Below are 13,589 nucleotides of genomic sequence, written 5' to 3' on the forward strand. Positions count from 1 at the left end.
CTCCGAGGCGATCATTTCGAGGGTGGACTGCTGGCGGTGCAGCTCGGCATCGACGGCGGCGGCGACGTCGGGGTCGAGCTCATGGAGGGAGCTGTTGAGAATCGACATGAGTCTTTCCTGGGGAGAGGGGGTGGTCAGCTCTGGATGAAGGCGGCGTACTCGTCGGCCGACAGCAGCTCGCCCGGCTCGCCGCTGATCTTCACCTTGAACAGCCAACCGCCCTCGAACGGGGCGGAGTTCACCAGCGAAGGGTCGTTGACGACGTCCTCGTTGATCTCGATGATCTCGCCGTCCACGGGCGCGTAGAGGTCGCTGACCGACTTGGTCGACTCCAGCTCACCGCAGGTCTCGCCCGCCGTGATCGTCGAGCCGACCTCAGGAAGGTCCACGTACACCACGTCGCCGAGCGCGTTGGCCGCGTGCTCGGTGATGCCGACCGTCGAGACGCCGTCCTCGGCGCCCGACAGCCACTCGTGCTCCTTGCTGTAGCGCAGCTGCTGGGGGTTGCTCATGGCTCGATTCTCCTGTACGCGAGGGTGTGATCGTGAATGGGGGCACCTCCCGGACGAAGTCCGGGGGAGCGTCTTGCACAGTGAGACGCGCGGGGGCGCGCCGCTGCCCGGTCCGCCGTGCGGGAACCGTTACTTCTGCCGCTTGTAGAAGGGCAGGGCGACGACCTCGTACGGCTCATGGCTTCCACGGATGTCCACGCAGACACCCTCGGTGCCCGGTGTGGCGTAGGCCGCATCGACGTAGGCGATGGCGATCGGCTTGCCGAGCGTGGGGGAGGGGGCCCCGGAGGTGACCTCGCCGATGACCGTGCCGTCGGCGGTGACGACGGAGTAGCCGGCGCGCGGCACCCGGCGGCCCTCGGCGATCAGACCGACCAGCTTGCGCGGCGGGCTGGTCTCGGCGCGCTCGGCGGCCGCCGTCAGCGCGTCGCGGCCCACGAAGGCACCGTTGTTGGTGGTCTTCTCGAACTTCACCACCCGGCCCAGGCCCGCGTCGAACGGCGTGGTCGCGGTGGTCAGCTCATGCCCGTACAGCGGCATGCCCGCCTCCAGGCGCAGCGTGTCGCGGCAGGACAGGCCGCAGGGGACCAGACCGGCGTCCTTGCCGGCCTCGGTCAGCGCCTCCCAGAGGGCGACCGCGTCCGCCGGCCGGACGAACAGCTCGAAGCCGTCCTCGCCGGTGTACCCCGTACGGGCGATCAGCGCCTGGACACCGGCGACCGTGCCCGGCAGGCCCGCGTAGTACTTCAGACCGTCCAGGTCGGCGTCCGTCACCTTCTTGAGGATGCCGGGGGACTCCGGGCCCTGCACCGCGATCAGCGCGTAGGCGTCCCGGTCGTCGCGGATCGCGGCGTCGAAGCCGCCCGCGCGGGAGGTCAGCGCGTCCAGCACCACCTGGGCGTTGGAGGCGTTGGCGACGACCATGTACTCCTCGTCGGCGAGGCGGTAGACGATCAGGTCGTCGAGGATGCCGCCCTCGGCCTCACAGATCATGGTGTAGCGGGCGCGGCCGGTCTTGAGGGCGCCGATGTTGCCGACCAGCGCGTAGTCGAGGAGAGCGCCGGCCTGCGGGCCGGTGACGGTGATCTCGCCCATGTGGGAGAGGTCGAAGAGGCCGGCGCGGGTGCGGACGGCGACATGTTCGTCGCGCTCGCTGCTGTAGCGCAGCGGCATGTCCCAGCCGGCGAAGTCGGTCATGGTGGCGCCGAGCGCGCGATGGGTGGCATCCAGCGCGGTGCGGCGGGGGGCATCAGTCATGGTTCTGGGCTCCCAGGCATGGGTGACAAGACGTTCTCCCCATCTGTCATCGGAACCTGAGAGGTTCACCGGGATCCCGCGAACGGACCCGGTTTGCACCTTGGGTGGAGCCGCCCCTTCAGCCGGGCAGTGGCTCGCTTTTCAGATCTGCCTCGCCCGCGCGGTATAGGGGCCTGAGAGATTCAAGGGAGGACTTGCTCCTTCGGCGCCCCGCCGTGGCGGCCGGGGACTCTCCCGCGCGGATTCAAGCGGCCGGTATGGAGTTGGCGGTGCACGGGTGAAACGGGATGTGCACGTGGCGGCCACATCATTGCACGGGATCGCCCGGGGGAGGAGTCCCGGTCGCCGTCCCGTTCCCGACGTGGGCGGATCGGGATGCACCTTGATGAGCATTACCTTTTCTTGACACTCTGCGGGTAAGGGACGGACTCAGGCCGGACCGGAATGGACGGGGAGGCGATCACGGTGCACAGGGACGCGGCATTCGCGGCCACATCAGGGGCCGTACCGCCGGACACCGCGCCGGTGGCGGCCCCCGCCGTGCGCCGGACCGGCCGGCGGCGGCACTCCGTCGTACGGCCCGGGCGCAGCGACCGGGTCGTGGACCTGCGCGGCGAGGGGCGCGCCGGGAGCACCGCCGAGCTGCGGTTCCCGGCCGGTGACCTGGTCGTGGTCTCCGGTCTGCCGGGCAGCGGCAAGAGCACCCTGATGCACCGGGTGGTGCCGCCGCTGGACGGTCGCGGCGCCGTGGTGCACCGGATCGATTCGCAGGACGTACGTGAGCACTGGGAGCGCGGCAGGCTGCGCCGGCTGCCGTACGGCCTGTACCGCCCGCTGGTACGGGCCGCGCACTATCTGGCGCTGGGCAGGGCGCTGCGCTCCGGCGACAGCGTGGTGGTGCACGACTGCGGGTCGCTGTCGTGGGTGCGCCGCTGGATCGCGTGGTCGGCCGGGCGCCGTGGCCGCGGGCTGCATCTGCTGCTGCTCGATGTTCCGCCGGAGGTGGCGCGCTCCGGGCAGGAGGCGCGTGGCCGCGGGGTGTCGGGGTACGCCTTCGGCCGGCACCTGAGGGCGGTGGGACGGCTGGTCGGCGCGGCGGAGTCGGCCGCGCTGCCGAAGGGGTTCGGCTCGGCGGTACTTCTCGACCGCCGGTCGGCGAGCGCCCTGGAGACGCTCAGCTTCCACTGAGCGGAACCCCACTGAGTGGACCGAGTGGACCACTGGGTGGACCGCTGAGCGGACCGCCATTTCCGGCCACCTCGCGGACCCGGCCCCGTACGGTCCGCCCCGGACCTTCTCGTCTAGGGTCTTTGGCCAGGTAGCGCGGTTTGGAACGGGTGGATGCAGATGAACTTTCCGGAGCAGGGGATTCCGCAACTGGCATGGCCGGCGAACGAGCTCGAAGAGGTGCTGGCCGCGTCGGTCGGGCACCCGGGCGCCGGCGGCCGGATCGTCGAGGTGCTGGGCCGCAGCCGGCTGTGGGTGCCGCTGCCCAACGGCGGCGGCCCGGAGAGCGCGGGCCTCGGTGCCCGCGGCCTGGATCTGCCCACCGTCGAGATCGGCGGTGCGGCCTATGTCCCCGTCTACAGCTCCGAGCAGGAGTTTCTGCGGGTCGTCGGCTCGCATATGTCCTTCACCGTGGCCCCGGCCCGGGAGTTCGCCCGCGGACTGCCGCCGACGATCGGGATCGCGGTCAACCCGGACGGCACGGTCGGCGTACCGCTTCCGCCGCCCGCGGTGGCCGAATTGTGCCGGGAGGGACGTCCAGGACCTCAGGAATCCACCGGACTGCCGAGCGGCGGACGGGTGCGGCTCTTCGAACCGGACTGGCAGGACGAGCCGGTGGACTTCCTGGCCGCAGCCGGACTGGAGTTCTCCGGTGCCGGAATTGTCCTGAGTGCCCGGCGTGCCCTGGCTAGTGTCGAGGGCGACACGCCCGCGCTGTTCGTCGGTGTTCAGGTCGCCGCGGCACCCGCCGCGCTGCACGACGGCAGCGCCCGCGCGACGGTGCTCACGGCCCTCGGACGTGCGCTCGGCGCGGTACCGGTGCCCTGGCCGGTGCAGCTGGTGATGCTCGATCTCGCCCTCGGCGACCCGGTCGCCGACTGGCTGCTGGAGCGCGTACGGCCCTTCTACTCTCGGGACCACTCGTAAGCTGGTTGGATGACGCGCGGGCGCACCCACACGTGCCCTGCCGAGAGAAGGGACGGACACGTGAGCGCGGGTGCGCATCAGGGGCCGGCGGCGGCCGGACAGCTGGAGCAGTTGCTGCAGCAGGTCTCGCCCGGCCGGTACGACGCCTATGAGGCGCTGCTGCATGCGCTCGCCGCGGGCCAGGTATGGATGCTGCTCTGGCACGGCCGGGCCGGTTCGCCCGAGGCGCAGTACGGAAACATGGAGGTCGACGGCCTCGGCTATGCGCCGTGTGTGACCTCCGCGCCCGAACTCGCCGCCTCCGGCTGGAACCGCGACCACGAGGTCGTCAGCGGCCTGGAGATCGCCGGTTCACTCTTCCCCGACCGCTGGGGGCTATGGCTCAATCCGCACTCTCCCGGCGGCGGGGTCGGCATCCCCTGGCTCGATCTGCGCCGGATCGCCGGCGGTCTCGACCGGCTGCCCGCCGGGCCGCTGCGGATCTCCGAACCGGTCATCGACATCCCGCAGTTCTACGCCCTGCTCGCGCAGAACGCCCACCGCACGCCCGCCGTCCGGTCCTTGCGCCGGGCCTGGGTGCAGCCCGCCCTCGGCGCCCCGTATCTGGCGATCGGGCTGGATCTGTACGACACCGGCCAACAAGCGGTGGATTCCGCCCGGTTGATGATCCAGCAGTCGATCGGCGCGGTTCCGGACGGCCTGCCGGTCTCCACGGTCGCGCTGAACGACGAGTACGACCCGGTCGGGATGTGGATGCGGGCTTCGGCGCGCCCGTTCTTCGACCGTGACGGCTACGCCCAGCCGCCGGGGCAGCCCGCCCCCGCGCCCTCGTACGGCTACGGCTACCCAAGGGCCTACTGACAGCCTGTCCCGCCCACCGGAGCGTGTCGCTCCGGTGTCGCCCCTGGGGCGAATTCGCCCTGTATTCCCCGCGGTTGAGGCGTACTCCCGCGGCCTCACGCCCCGCTCAGCCCGCACGTCTGTCCGTATAACGGAATGCCGTGGAGCACATCACAGTTACGCATCCTTTCCCGGTCAGGGCTGGTGACTGATCGCGAAGGGGATGAAGACTCCGGAAACAACAGGGCCTCGGTCCTTTGTACGAGCGTCATCGAGCGTCATCCCGCACGGCTTCGCGTGAACTTTCAGATTTCCGCAAGACCACCTTCCGCGACGCCCACCGGACTTGCACCGAATTGCACCATTGCTCCATTGCACCAGTGATGTGAATCAGGCCGCTACCGCGGCGGGCAAGTGGCCGGCCACCGTCGGCCGAGAGGGGTCAAAGGCACCGTGACCACACCGATCGAGACCACCGGGGCGGCTGCCGAGGCGCAGCCGGAAGCGGTGCTGAAAGGCGTGGAGGGCAAGCGCATCGAGGGGCGCTCGCTCGGTCAGATCGCATGGCTGCGCTTCCGGCGGGACAAGGTCGCGGTGGCGGGTGCCATCGTTGTCATCCTGCTCATCGTCATCGCCGCACTCTCCCGCCCCCTCCAGGCCCTGCTGGGCCTGGACCCGAACAGCCCCAACCAGTCGCTGATCGACCCCAACACCACGCTTCCCAAGGGGGACTTGGGCGGCATGAGCGGGGACCACCCGCTCGGTGTGGACCCCAAGTTCGGCCGCGATCTGCTCGCCCGGATTCTGGAGGGCTCCTGGGTGTCGCTGATCGTGGCGTTCGGCGCGACGCTGCTGTCGGTCGCTATCGGCACCGTCCTCGGGGTGGTCGCCGGCTTCTACCGCGGACGGGTGGACGCCTTCATCAGCCGGATGATGGACGTCTTCCTGGCCTTCCCGCTGCTGCTGTTCGCCATCGCGATCTCCGCCTCGCTCCAGGGCGGCGCCTTCGGCCTGGAGGGCCTGCCGCTGCACATCTCGGTGCTGATCTTCGTGATCGGCTTCTTCAACTGGCCGTACATGGGCCGGATCGTGCGCGCCCAGACGCTGTCGCTGCGGGAGAGGGAATTCGTGGACGCCGCCCGCGGCATGGGTGCGCGCGGGCCGTTCATCCTCTTCCGCGAGCTGCTGCCCAACCTGGTGGGGCCGATCATCGTCTACTCGACGCTGCTGATCCCCTCCAACATCCTCTTCGAGGCGGCGCTGAGCTTCCTTGGCGTCGGTATCCAGCCGCCCCAGGCGTCCTGGGGCGGCATGCTCAACCAGGCGGTCAAGTACTACGAGGTCGATCCGCAGTACATGATCGTCCCCGGCCTTGCGATCTTCGTCACCGTGCTCGCCTTCAACCTGCTCGGTGACGGTCTGAGGGACGCGCTGGACCCGCGCAGCCGCTGACGGCCCCGCCGGATATCCGACCAGACGCCTCATCTGCGTTTTTGAAGTTTCGACGTTTCTCGACTGAACGAAGGGGACACCGACCATCATGCGAAGGTCAGTTCCGGTCGCGGCGATAGCGGCCATCACCAGTGCGGGCCTTTTGCTGGCCGGCTGCAGCGGAGGCAAGGGCTCCTCGGACGGTTCGTCGGAGGCCAACGCCGCCACCAAGGGCATCGTCAACGCCTCGGACGAGAAGGGCGGCACGGTCACCTACGCGATCAGCGACGCCCCCGAGTCGTTCGACCCGGGCAACACCTACTACGCCTTCATCTACAACTTCAGCCGGCTCTACGCGCGCCCGCTGACCACCTTCAAGCCGGGCCCCGGCACCAAGGGCAACGAGCTGGTCCCGGACCTCGCCGAGTCGATGGGCAAGCCCAGCGACGGCGGCAAGACCTGGACGTACAAGCTCCGCAAGGGCGTCAAGTACGACGACGGCTCCACCGTGACCTCGCAGGACGTCAAGTACGCCGTCGAGCGCTCCAACTTCGCGCGTGACACGCTCTCGCTCGGCCCGAACTACTTCCAGCAGTTCCTCAAGGACAACGACGGCGGCTACAAGGGTCCGTACAAGGACAAGAGCAAGGCCGGCCTGAAGTCCATCGAGACGCCGGACGACCAGACGATCGTCTTCCACCTGAAGAAGCCGTTCGCCGAGTTCGACTACCTGGTCAGCGCCCCGCAGACGGCCCCGGTCCCGCAGGCCAAGGACAAGGGCGCGGACTACACCAAGTCCGTGCTCTCCACCGGCTCGTACAAGTTCCAGAGCTACGAGGAGGGCAAGCAGCTCACCCTCGTCCGTAACCCCCAGTGGTCCGCGAAGACCGACCCGCTGCGCAAGCAGCTGCCGGAGAAGATCGTCCTCAAGCTGAAGGTCGCCCAGTCGACCATCGACAAGGACCTCCAGTCCGGCAACACCCTGGTCGACCTGGCCGGACGCGGTGTGGACGGCCAGACCCAGGCCCAGCTGCTGACCGACTCCAAGGCGAAGGCCAACACCGACAACGCGCTCGGTCAGCGCCTGGTCTACACGGCGATCAACACCAAGGCGAAGCCGTTCGACAACCTCGAGTGCCGCAAGGCCGTCGAGTACGCGATCGACAAGAAGGCCGTACAGACCTCGCTCGGCGGCCCGATCCGCGGTGAGATCGCCTCCACGGTCCTGCCGACCGACATCGACGGCTACCAGAAGTACGACCTGTACCCGCAGAAGTACGACGGCGACAAGCTGGACCTCGCCGAGGCCAAGAAGCACTGGGCCAAGTGCGGTGCCGGCAAGACCACCACGACGATCCTGGCCCGTAACGACCGCCAGGACGAGGTCGACGCGGCCACCTCGGTCATCGACTCGCTGAAGAAGATCGGCATCACCGCCAAGATCCAGTCGTACCCGACCAGCAAGTACTTCTCGGACTACGCGGGCGTGCCGGAGTTCAACAAGAAGAACAACGTCGGCCTCATCATGATGCAGTGGGGCTCGGACTTCCCGACCGGCTACGGCTACCTCCAGCAGATCCTCAACGGCAAGGCGATCAGCAAGTCCGGCAACACCAACCTCTCCGAGCTGGACGACCCGGAGATCAACAAGCTGCTCGACACCGCCATCGCCAACACCGACAAGGCGGCCCGCGAGAAGGCGTACGCCGAGATCGACAAGAAGACGATGGAGCAGGCGGCGCTGGTCCCGCTCACCTACTTCAAGGTCCTGATGTACCGCTCGCCCAAGGCCACCAACCTGGTGTCCACCTCGGCCTTCAGCGGTCAGTACGACTACCTCAACATCGGCGTCAAGAAGTAGCAGCCCTGGAAGGCAGGTGAAGGCATTGGTGTCCGCGGGCCGGTTCCGGCCGGCCCGCGGCGCCGACGCCGCATCCCCGTGTTCTCGTACATCATCCGCAGGTTGATCAGCGCAGTGATCCTGCTGCTGATCGTCAGCGCGGTCACCTTCGGCATCTTCTTCCTGCTGCCGAAGCTGGCCGGGCAGAGCACCGACCAGCTTGCCCAGCAGTACATCGGAAAGGCCCCCACGCCCGCGGACATCGCCGCGGTGAAGAAGAACCTCGGCCTGGACAAGCCCGTGTACGAGCAGTACTGGGACTTCCTCAAGGGCATCTTCGTCGGCGTCGACTACAAGTTCGGCCCGGAAGCGGCCAAGTGCCATGTGCCGTGCTTCGGTTACTCCTTCAAGACGCATATCGAGGTCTGGCCGGAGATCCAGTCCCGGCTTCCGGTGACCCTCTCGCTGGCCGCCGGTGCGGCCGTGCTGTGGGTCGTCTCCGGTGTCGCCACCGGCGTGCTCTCCGCGCTGCGCCCCGGCTCGCTCTTCGACCGGGCGGCGATGAGCGTCGCACTGGCCGGCGTCTCCCTCCCGATGTTCTTCACCGGCGCCCTGGCGCTGGCCCTGTTCACCTACCAGTGGCCGATCTTCGAACGCAGCGACTACGTACCGCTGCTGGAGGATCCGCTGCTGTGGGCCCGGACCCTGGTCCTGCCCTGGGTCACCCTGGCCTTCCTCTACTCCGCGCTCTACGCCCGGCTCACCCGGGCCGGCATGCTGGAGACGCTGAGCGAGGACTACATCCGCACCGCCCGCGCCAAGGGCCTGCGGGAGCGCAAGGTGGTCGTACGGCACGGTCTGCGCGCCGCGCTCACCCCGATCATCACGGTCTTCGGCATGGACCTGGGCCTGCTTCTCGGTGGTGCGCTCATCACCGAACAGGTCTTCTCCCTCAAGGGAGTCGGCGCCTTCGCCGTCGAGGCGATCAACGCCAACGACCTGCCGAACATTCTCGGCGTCACCCTGCTCGCCGCGTTCTTCATCGTCATTTGCAACCTGGTGGTGGACGTTCTGTACGCCGCCGTCGACCCGCGGGTGAGGCTCTCGTGACCGACTCCTCCGAGGACAAGACCGCCACCGCGGCGGCCGGGCCGGCCGCCGCCGACGCGAAATCGCCCTCCGCCTTCCTCGAAGTGCGGGACCTCAAGGTGCACTTCCCCACCGACGACGGTGTGGTCAAGTCCGTCGACGGGCTGACCTTCAGCCTGGAGAAGGGCAAGACGCTCGGCATCGTCGGCGAGTCGGGCTCCGGCAAGTCCGTGACCTCGCTCGCCGTGATGGGCCTGCACCGCGCCTCGCGCCAGCAGCGCAGCAAGGTGCAGATGTCCGGCGAGATCTGGCTGGACGGCAAGGAGCTGGTCTCCGCCGACCCGGACGAGGTGCGCCGGCTGCGCGGCCGCGAGATGGCGATGATCTTCCAGGACCCGCTGTCCGCGCTGCACCCCTTCTACTCGGTCGGCAACCAGATCGTCGAGGCCTACCGCGTCCACAACGACGTGGACAAGAAGACCGCCCGCAAGCGCGCCGTCGAGATGCTCGACCGGGTCGGCATCCCGCAGCCCGACAAGCGGGTCGACGACCATCCGCACCAGTTCTCCGGCGGTATGCGCCAGCGCGCCATGATCGCGATGGCGCTGGTCAACAACCCCGAGCTGCTGATCGCGGACGAGCCGACCACCGCCCTGGACGTCACCGTCCAGGCGCAGATCCTGGACCTGATCCGCGATCTCCAGAAGGAGTTCGGCTCGGCGGTCATCATCATCACCCATGACCTCGGGGTGGTCGCCGAACTCGCCGACGACCTGCTGGTGATGTACGGCGGGCGGTGCGTCGAGCGCGGCCCGGCCGAGAAGGTCTTCTACGAGCCCCAGCACCCCTACACCTGGGGCCTGCTCGGCTCCATGCCGCGTATCGACCGCGAGCAGACCGAGCGGCTGATCCCGGTCAAGGGCTCCCCGCCCAGCCTGATCAACGTCCCGTCCGGCTGTGCCTTCAACCCGCGCTGTCCGTACGCGGACGTGCCCAAGGACAACCTCACCCGTACGGTCCGCCCCGAGCTGAGCGAGGCCGGCGGCGGGCACTTCTCCGCCTGCCACATGGCGCCGGAGGAGCGGAAGCGTATCTGGACCGAAGAGATTGCGCCGAAGCTGTGACCGAGACGACTGACGACCCGAACAAGAAGATCCCGCTCCAGAAGGAGAGGGAGGTCCCGGCCGAGAGCGCGCCGACCTCCACCGGGCCCGAGCCGCTGCTCAAGGTCCGTGGTCTGGTCCGGCACTTCCCGATCACCAAGGGCCTGCTCAAGCGGCAGGTCGGGGCGGTGCAGGCGGTCGACGGCATCGACTTCGACGTACGGCCGGGGGAGACGCTCGGCGTCGTCGGAGAGTCCGGCTGCGGCAAGTCGACGATGGGCCGGCTGATCACCCGGCTCGACGAGCCGACCGGCGGCTCCATCGAGTTCCAGGGCCAGGACATCACCCATCTGTCGCCGGGCCGGCTGCGGCCGATGCGCCGCGACGTCCAGATGATCTTCCAGGACCCGTACGGTTCGCTGAATCCGCGGCACACCATCGGCGGGATCGTCTCCACCCCCTTCCGCCTCCAGGGCGTCGAGCCCGAGGGCGGGGTGAAGAAGGAGGTGCAGCGGCTGCTGGAGCTGGTGGGCCTGAGCCCGGAGCACTACAACCGCTATCCGCACGAATTCTCCGGCGGCCAGCGGCAGCGCATCGGCATCGCCCGGGCGCTGGCGCTCAAGCCCAAGCTGGTGGTGGCCGACGAGCCGGTCTCCGCGCTGGATGTGTCGATCCAGGCGCAGGTCGTCAACCTGATGGACGACCTCCAGGAGGAGCTGGGCCTGACGTACGTCATCATCGCCCACGACCTCTCGGTGATCCGGCATGTCTCGGACCGGATCGCGGTGATGTACCTCGGCAAGATCGTGGAGCTGGCCGACCGCAGCGCGCTCTACGAGGCGCCGATGCACCCGTACACCAAGGCGCTGCTGTCCGCGGTGCCGGTGCCCGATCCCAAGCGGCGTACCGAGCGCGACCGGATCCTGCTCAAGGGCGATGTGCCCTCGCCGATCAATCCGCCCTCCGGCTGCCGGTTCCGCACCCGCTGCTGGAAGGCGACGGAGGTGTGCGCCACCACGGAGCCGCCGCTGGTGGCCCTGCGGACGGGGCATCAGGTGGCCTGCCACCACCCGGAGAACGCCGAGGAGTCCGCCGCGGCGGGTACGGGTAACGCGTCAAGTGATCAGTAACACCTGACGACTTGGCAAAGTCCCGGGTAAAACGGGGCGGGAGAGTACAGAGTGAACACGGTTGTTTTCTTCATCCGTATGTTCGAAAGGACGGCTCATGGTGCTCTCCCGTTCTGTGCGTCGCACCCCCCGCCTGCTTGCCCTCGCCACCGCGGTCGTCGCGGCCGCCACGATGGCCACCGCGCCCGGCGCATCGGCCGATGCGCCCGGTGCATCGGCCGGTGCGCCCGGCGTGGGGGACCCGTACTTCCCCAAGCTGGGCAACGGCGGCTACGACGCCCTGCATTACGACCTCGGTGTCAGCTACGACCCCGAGAGCGGCCTCCTCGACGGCCGTACCACCCTCAAGGCCAAGGCCACCAAGAACCTCGACGCCTTCAACCTCGACCTTCAGAAGCTCACCGTCGAATCGGTCAAGGTGAACGGGCGGAAGGCGGCCTTCCGCAGAGCCGGCGACGAGATCACCGTCACCCCCGCCGCCCGCCTGCACAAGGGCGAGCGGTTCTCCGTGACGGTGACCTACGGCGGTATACCCCAGCCGCTCGGCGGCCCCATCATCTTCGGTTCCGACTACGGCTGGATGAAGACCAAGGACGGCGTCTTCGTGGCCTGCGAGCCCAACGCCGCCTCGACGTGGTTCCCCTCCAGCGACCACCCCGGCGACAAGGCCACCTACGACATCCGCATCGACGCTCCCAAGGGGCTGACCGGCATCTCCAACGGCCGTCTGGTCTCCTCGCACGTCAAGGGCGGCCGTTCGTACTCCCACTGGCGCGAGACCAAGCCGATGGCGACGTACCTGGCCACCGCCACCATCGGCAAGTTCGACGTCCGTACGGGCACCACCCCCGGCGGCATCCCCATCTACGTTGCCACCGACCCGACGCTGCCCACCGGCAAGGTCGATGTCTACGGCGTCACCGCCGAGGCCACCGACTACTGGTCGAAGGTCTTCGGCAAGTACCCCTTCGAGGAGACCGGCGCGATCGTCGACGACATGCCGGACGCCGGGTTCTCGCTGGAGGTGCAGTCCAAGCCGGTCTACTCGGCGGTGCGCAACGAGACCACCATCGTCCATGAGCTGGCCCACCAGTGGTTCGGCGACTCGGTGTCGGTGAAGACCTGGCCCAACATCTGGCTGAACGAGGGCTTCGCCACCTACGCGCAGTGGCTGTGGGACGAGCACAAGGGCCGTGCCAGCGCCCACGATTCCTTCCTGAAGGCCTACAACTCCCGCCCCGCCGACGACCCCTTCTGGAAGATCAAGGTCGGCAATCCGCAGCGTGACACGATGTTTGACGGCGCCGTCTACCAGCGGGGCGCGATGACGCTTCAGATGCTGCGCGAGCGCATCGGCGACAAGGCGTTCTTCAACCTGCTGCCCACCTGGACGCGTCAGCACCGCTACGGCAACGCGGAGACCTCCCAGTTCATCGCCCTGGCCGAGAAGATCTCGGGGCAGCAGCTGGACGATCTCTTCAAGACCTGGCTGCACACCGGCAGCAAGCCGGCGCTGCCCGGCAAGTAGACCCGGCGGGCCGGTTCAGTCGGCGTCCCGCTGGCCGCGGCGGCTGCGCAGCTGCTGCGGCCGCGGGAGATGCAGCCCGAGGTAGACGGCCCCCATCCGGAGTGCGAAGACCACCCCCGCCGAGACGGCCGCGGCGGGGGTGGCGCCCGTGCCGAGGTGGTGCAGCAGCAGGTAGCAGCAGGCGCCGGCCAGCGCGGCGATCGCGTAGACGTCCTCGCGCAGCAGCAGCGGCGGGAACTCGCCGCACAGCACATCGCGGATCACCTCGCCGGTGACCCCGGTCAGCACGGCCAGGATGATCACAGCCAGCGGGGTGGCGCCCGCCTCGATGGCGGCCCGGGCGCCGATCACGGTGACGACGGCCAGCCCGACCGCATCGACCACCAGCAGCGATTTGCGGGGCAGCGTCCAGAACCGCAGATAGGCCATGGTGCCCACGCCCACGCAGATGATCACGGTCAGCAGTACCCAGTCGTGCGTCCAGTACAGCGGCTGCCGGTCGAGGATGAGGTCGCGCAGGGTGCCGCCGGAGATGGAGGCGGCGAAGGCGAGCACCAGACCGCCGAAGGGGTCCATGTTGGCGCGGTAGGCGGCCAGCACCCCGCTCGCCGCGAAGGCCGCGACGCCGGCCAGGTAGAGGACGTGAAGCATGGCGCACATCATCGCAGGGACGGAACAAGGGGTTCCGCCCGAGGCCGTTAAAAC

12 protein-coding genes and 2 riboswitches are annotated in these 13,589 nt (G+C 68.7%); of the genes, 9 read left to right on the forward strand and 3 right to left on the reverse strand.

The window, feature by feature from the left end:
* Positions 1–134: 134 nt before the first annotated feature.
* Positions 135–512 carry a glycine cleavage system protein GcvH gene (gene gcvH, locus ACZ55A_RS33470; RefSeq protein WP_468848267.1) on the reverse strand — a complete coding sequence of 126 codons (378 nt, stop codon included), beginning with the start codon at positions 510–512 and terminating at the stop codon, positions 135–137.
* Positions 513–641: 129 nt separating this feature from the next.
* On the reverse strand, positions 642–1,769 hold the full coding sequence (gene gcvT / locus ACZ55A_RS33475; RefSeq protein WP_468848270.1) for a glycine cleavage system aminomethyltransferase GcvT: 1,128 nt from the start codon (positions 1,767–1,769) through the stop codon (positions 642–644).
* Between the two features lie 33 nt (positions 1,770–1,802).
* A riboswitch (glycine riboswitch) is annotated at positions 1,803–1,920 on the reverse strand.
* A riboswitch (glycine riboswitch) is annotated at positions 1,921–2,016 on the reverse strand.
* Positions 2,017–2,228: 212 nt separating this feature from the next.
* Between gcvT and ACZ55A_RS33480 the strand changes: the two genes are divergently transcribed.
* The 9 genes from ACZ55A_RS33480 to ACZ55A_RS33520 all read left to right on the forward strand — a co-directional run bounded on the left by ACZ55A_RS33480 (position 2,229) and on the right by ACZ55A_RS33520 (position 12,884).
* Positions 2,229–2,957 (forward strand): AAA family ATPase, encoded by a 729-nt coding sequence (locus ACZ55A_RS33480; protein WP_468848477.1) that lies wholly within the window; start codon positions 2,229–2,231, stop codon positions 2,955–2,957.
* A 159-nt stretch (positions 2,958–3,116) separates the two neighbouring features.
* Positions 3,117–3,923, forward strand: a complete 807-nt coding sequence (locus ACZ55A_RS33485) for an enhanced serine sensitivity protein SseB (protein WP_468848480.1) — start codon at positions 3,117–3,119, stop codon at positions 3,921–3,923.
* A gap of 60 nt (positions 3,924–3,983) precedes the next feature.
* Positions 3,984–4,784, forward strand: a complete 801-nt coding sequence (locus tag ACZ55A_RS33490; protein WP_468848273.1) for an enhanced serine sensitivity protein SseB C-terminal domain-containing protein — start codon at positions 3,984–3,986, stop codon at positions 4,782–4,784.
* A gap of 432 nt (positions 4,785–5,216) precedes the next feature.
* A complete protein-coding gene (locus tag ACZ55A_RS33495) occupies positions 5,217–6,215 on the forward strand; it encodes an ABC transporter permease (RefSeq protein ID WP_468848276.1) in 999 nt (332 codons plus the stop codon).
* An 88-nt stretch (positions 6,216–6,303) separates the two neighbouring features.
* Positions 6,304–8,055 (forward strand): ABC transporter substrate-binding protein, encoded by a 1,752-nt coding sequence (locus ACZ55A_RS33500; RefSeq protein ID WP_468848279.1) that lies wholly within the window; start codon positions 6,304–6,306, stop codon positions 8,053–8,055.
* 78 nt (positions 8,056–8,133) lie between these two features.
* The gene (locus tag ACZ55A_RS33505; RefSeq protein ID WP_468848281.1) at positions 8,134–9,144 is read left to right on the forward strand and encodes an ABC transporter permease; all 1,011 of its coding nucleotides are present in this window, start codon (positions 8,134–8,136) and stop codon (positions 9,142–9,144) included.
* Positions 9,141–10,247 carry an ABC transporter ATP-binding protein gene (locus ACZ55A_RS33510; RefSeq protein ID WP_468848283.1) on the forward strand — a complete coding sequence of 369 codons (1,107 nt, stop codon included), beginning with the start codon at positions 9,141–9,143 and terminating at the stop codon, positions 10,245–10,247. Before ACZ55A_RS33505 ends, ACZ55A_RS33510 begins: the two co-directional genes overlap by 4 nt.
* A 29-nt stretch (positions 10,248–10,276) precedes the next feature.
* On the forward strand, positions 10,277–11,356 hold the full coding sequence (locus ACZ55A_RS33515) for an ABC transporter ATP-binding protein (protein WP_468848483.1): 1,080 nt from the start codon (positions 10,277–10,279) through the stop codon (positions 11,354–11,356).
* A 97-nt stretch (positions 11,357–11,453) separates the two neighbouring features.
* Complete coding sequence (locus ACZ55A_RS33520; RefSeq protein ID WP_468848285.1) at positions 11,454–12,884, forward strand: M1 family metallopeptidase; 1,431 nt, start codon at positions 11,454–11,456, stop codon at positions 12,882–12,884.
* A 15-nt stretch (positions 12,885–12,899) separates the two neighbouring features.
* Here ACZ55A_RS33520 and ACZ55A_RS33525 read toward each other — a convergent pair whose 3' ends face one another.
* Complete coding sequence (locus tag ACZ55A_RS33525) at positions 12,900–13,535, reverse strand: trimeric intracellular cation channel family protein (RefSeq protein ID WP_468848287.1); 636 nt, start codon at positions 13,533–13,535, stop codon at positions 12,900–12,902.
* Positions 13,536–13,589: the final 54 nt, after the last annotated feature.

Source organism: Streptomyces sp. NPDC034111 (assembly GCF_055575375.1).

What these genes read in the sequence shown, in the direction of transcription:
- ACZ55A_RS33485 (WP_468848480.1), top strand. Translation starts at nt 3,117, where the DNA reads ATGAACTTTCCGGAGCAGGGGATTCCGCAACTGGCATGGCCGGCGAAC.
- gcvH (WP_468848267.1), bottom strand. Translation starts at nt 512, where the DNA reads ATGAGCAACCCCCAGCAGCTGCGCTACAGCAAGGAGCACGAGTGGCTG.
- ACZ55A_RS33525 (WP_468848287.1), bottom strand. Translation starts at nt 13,535, where the DNA reads ATGCTTCACGTCCTCTACCTGGCCGGCGTCGCGGCCTTCGCGGCGAGC.
- gcvT (WP_468848270.1), bottom strand. Translation starts at nt 1,769, where the DNA reads ATGACTGATGCCCCCCGCCGCACCGCGCTGGATGCCACCCATCGCGCG.
- ACZ55A_RS33500 (WP_468848279.1), top strand. Translation starts at nt 6,304, where the DNA reads ATGCGAAGGTCAGTTCCGGTCGCGGCGATAGCGGCCATCACCAGTGCG.
- ACZ55A_RS33520 (WP_468848285.1), top strand. Translation starts at nt 11,454, where the DNA reads ATGGTGCTCTCCCGTTCTGTGCGTCGCACCCCCCGCCTGCTTGCCCTC.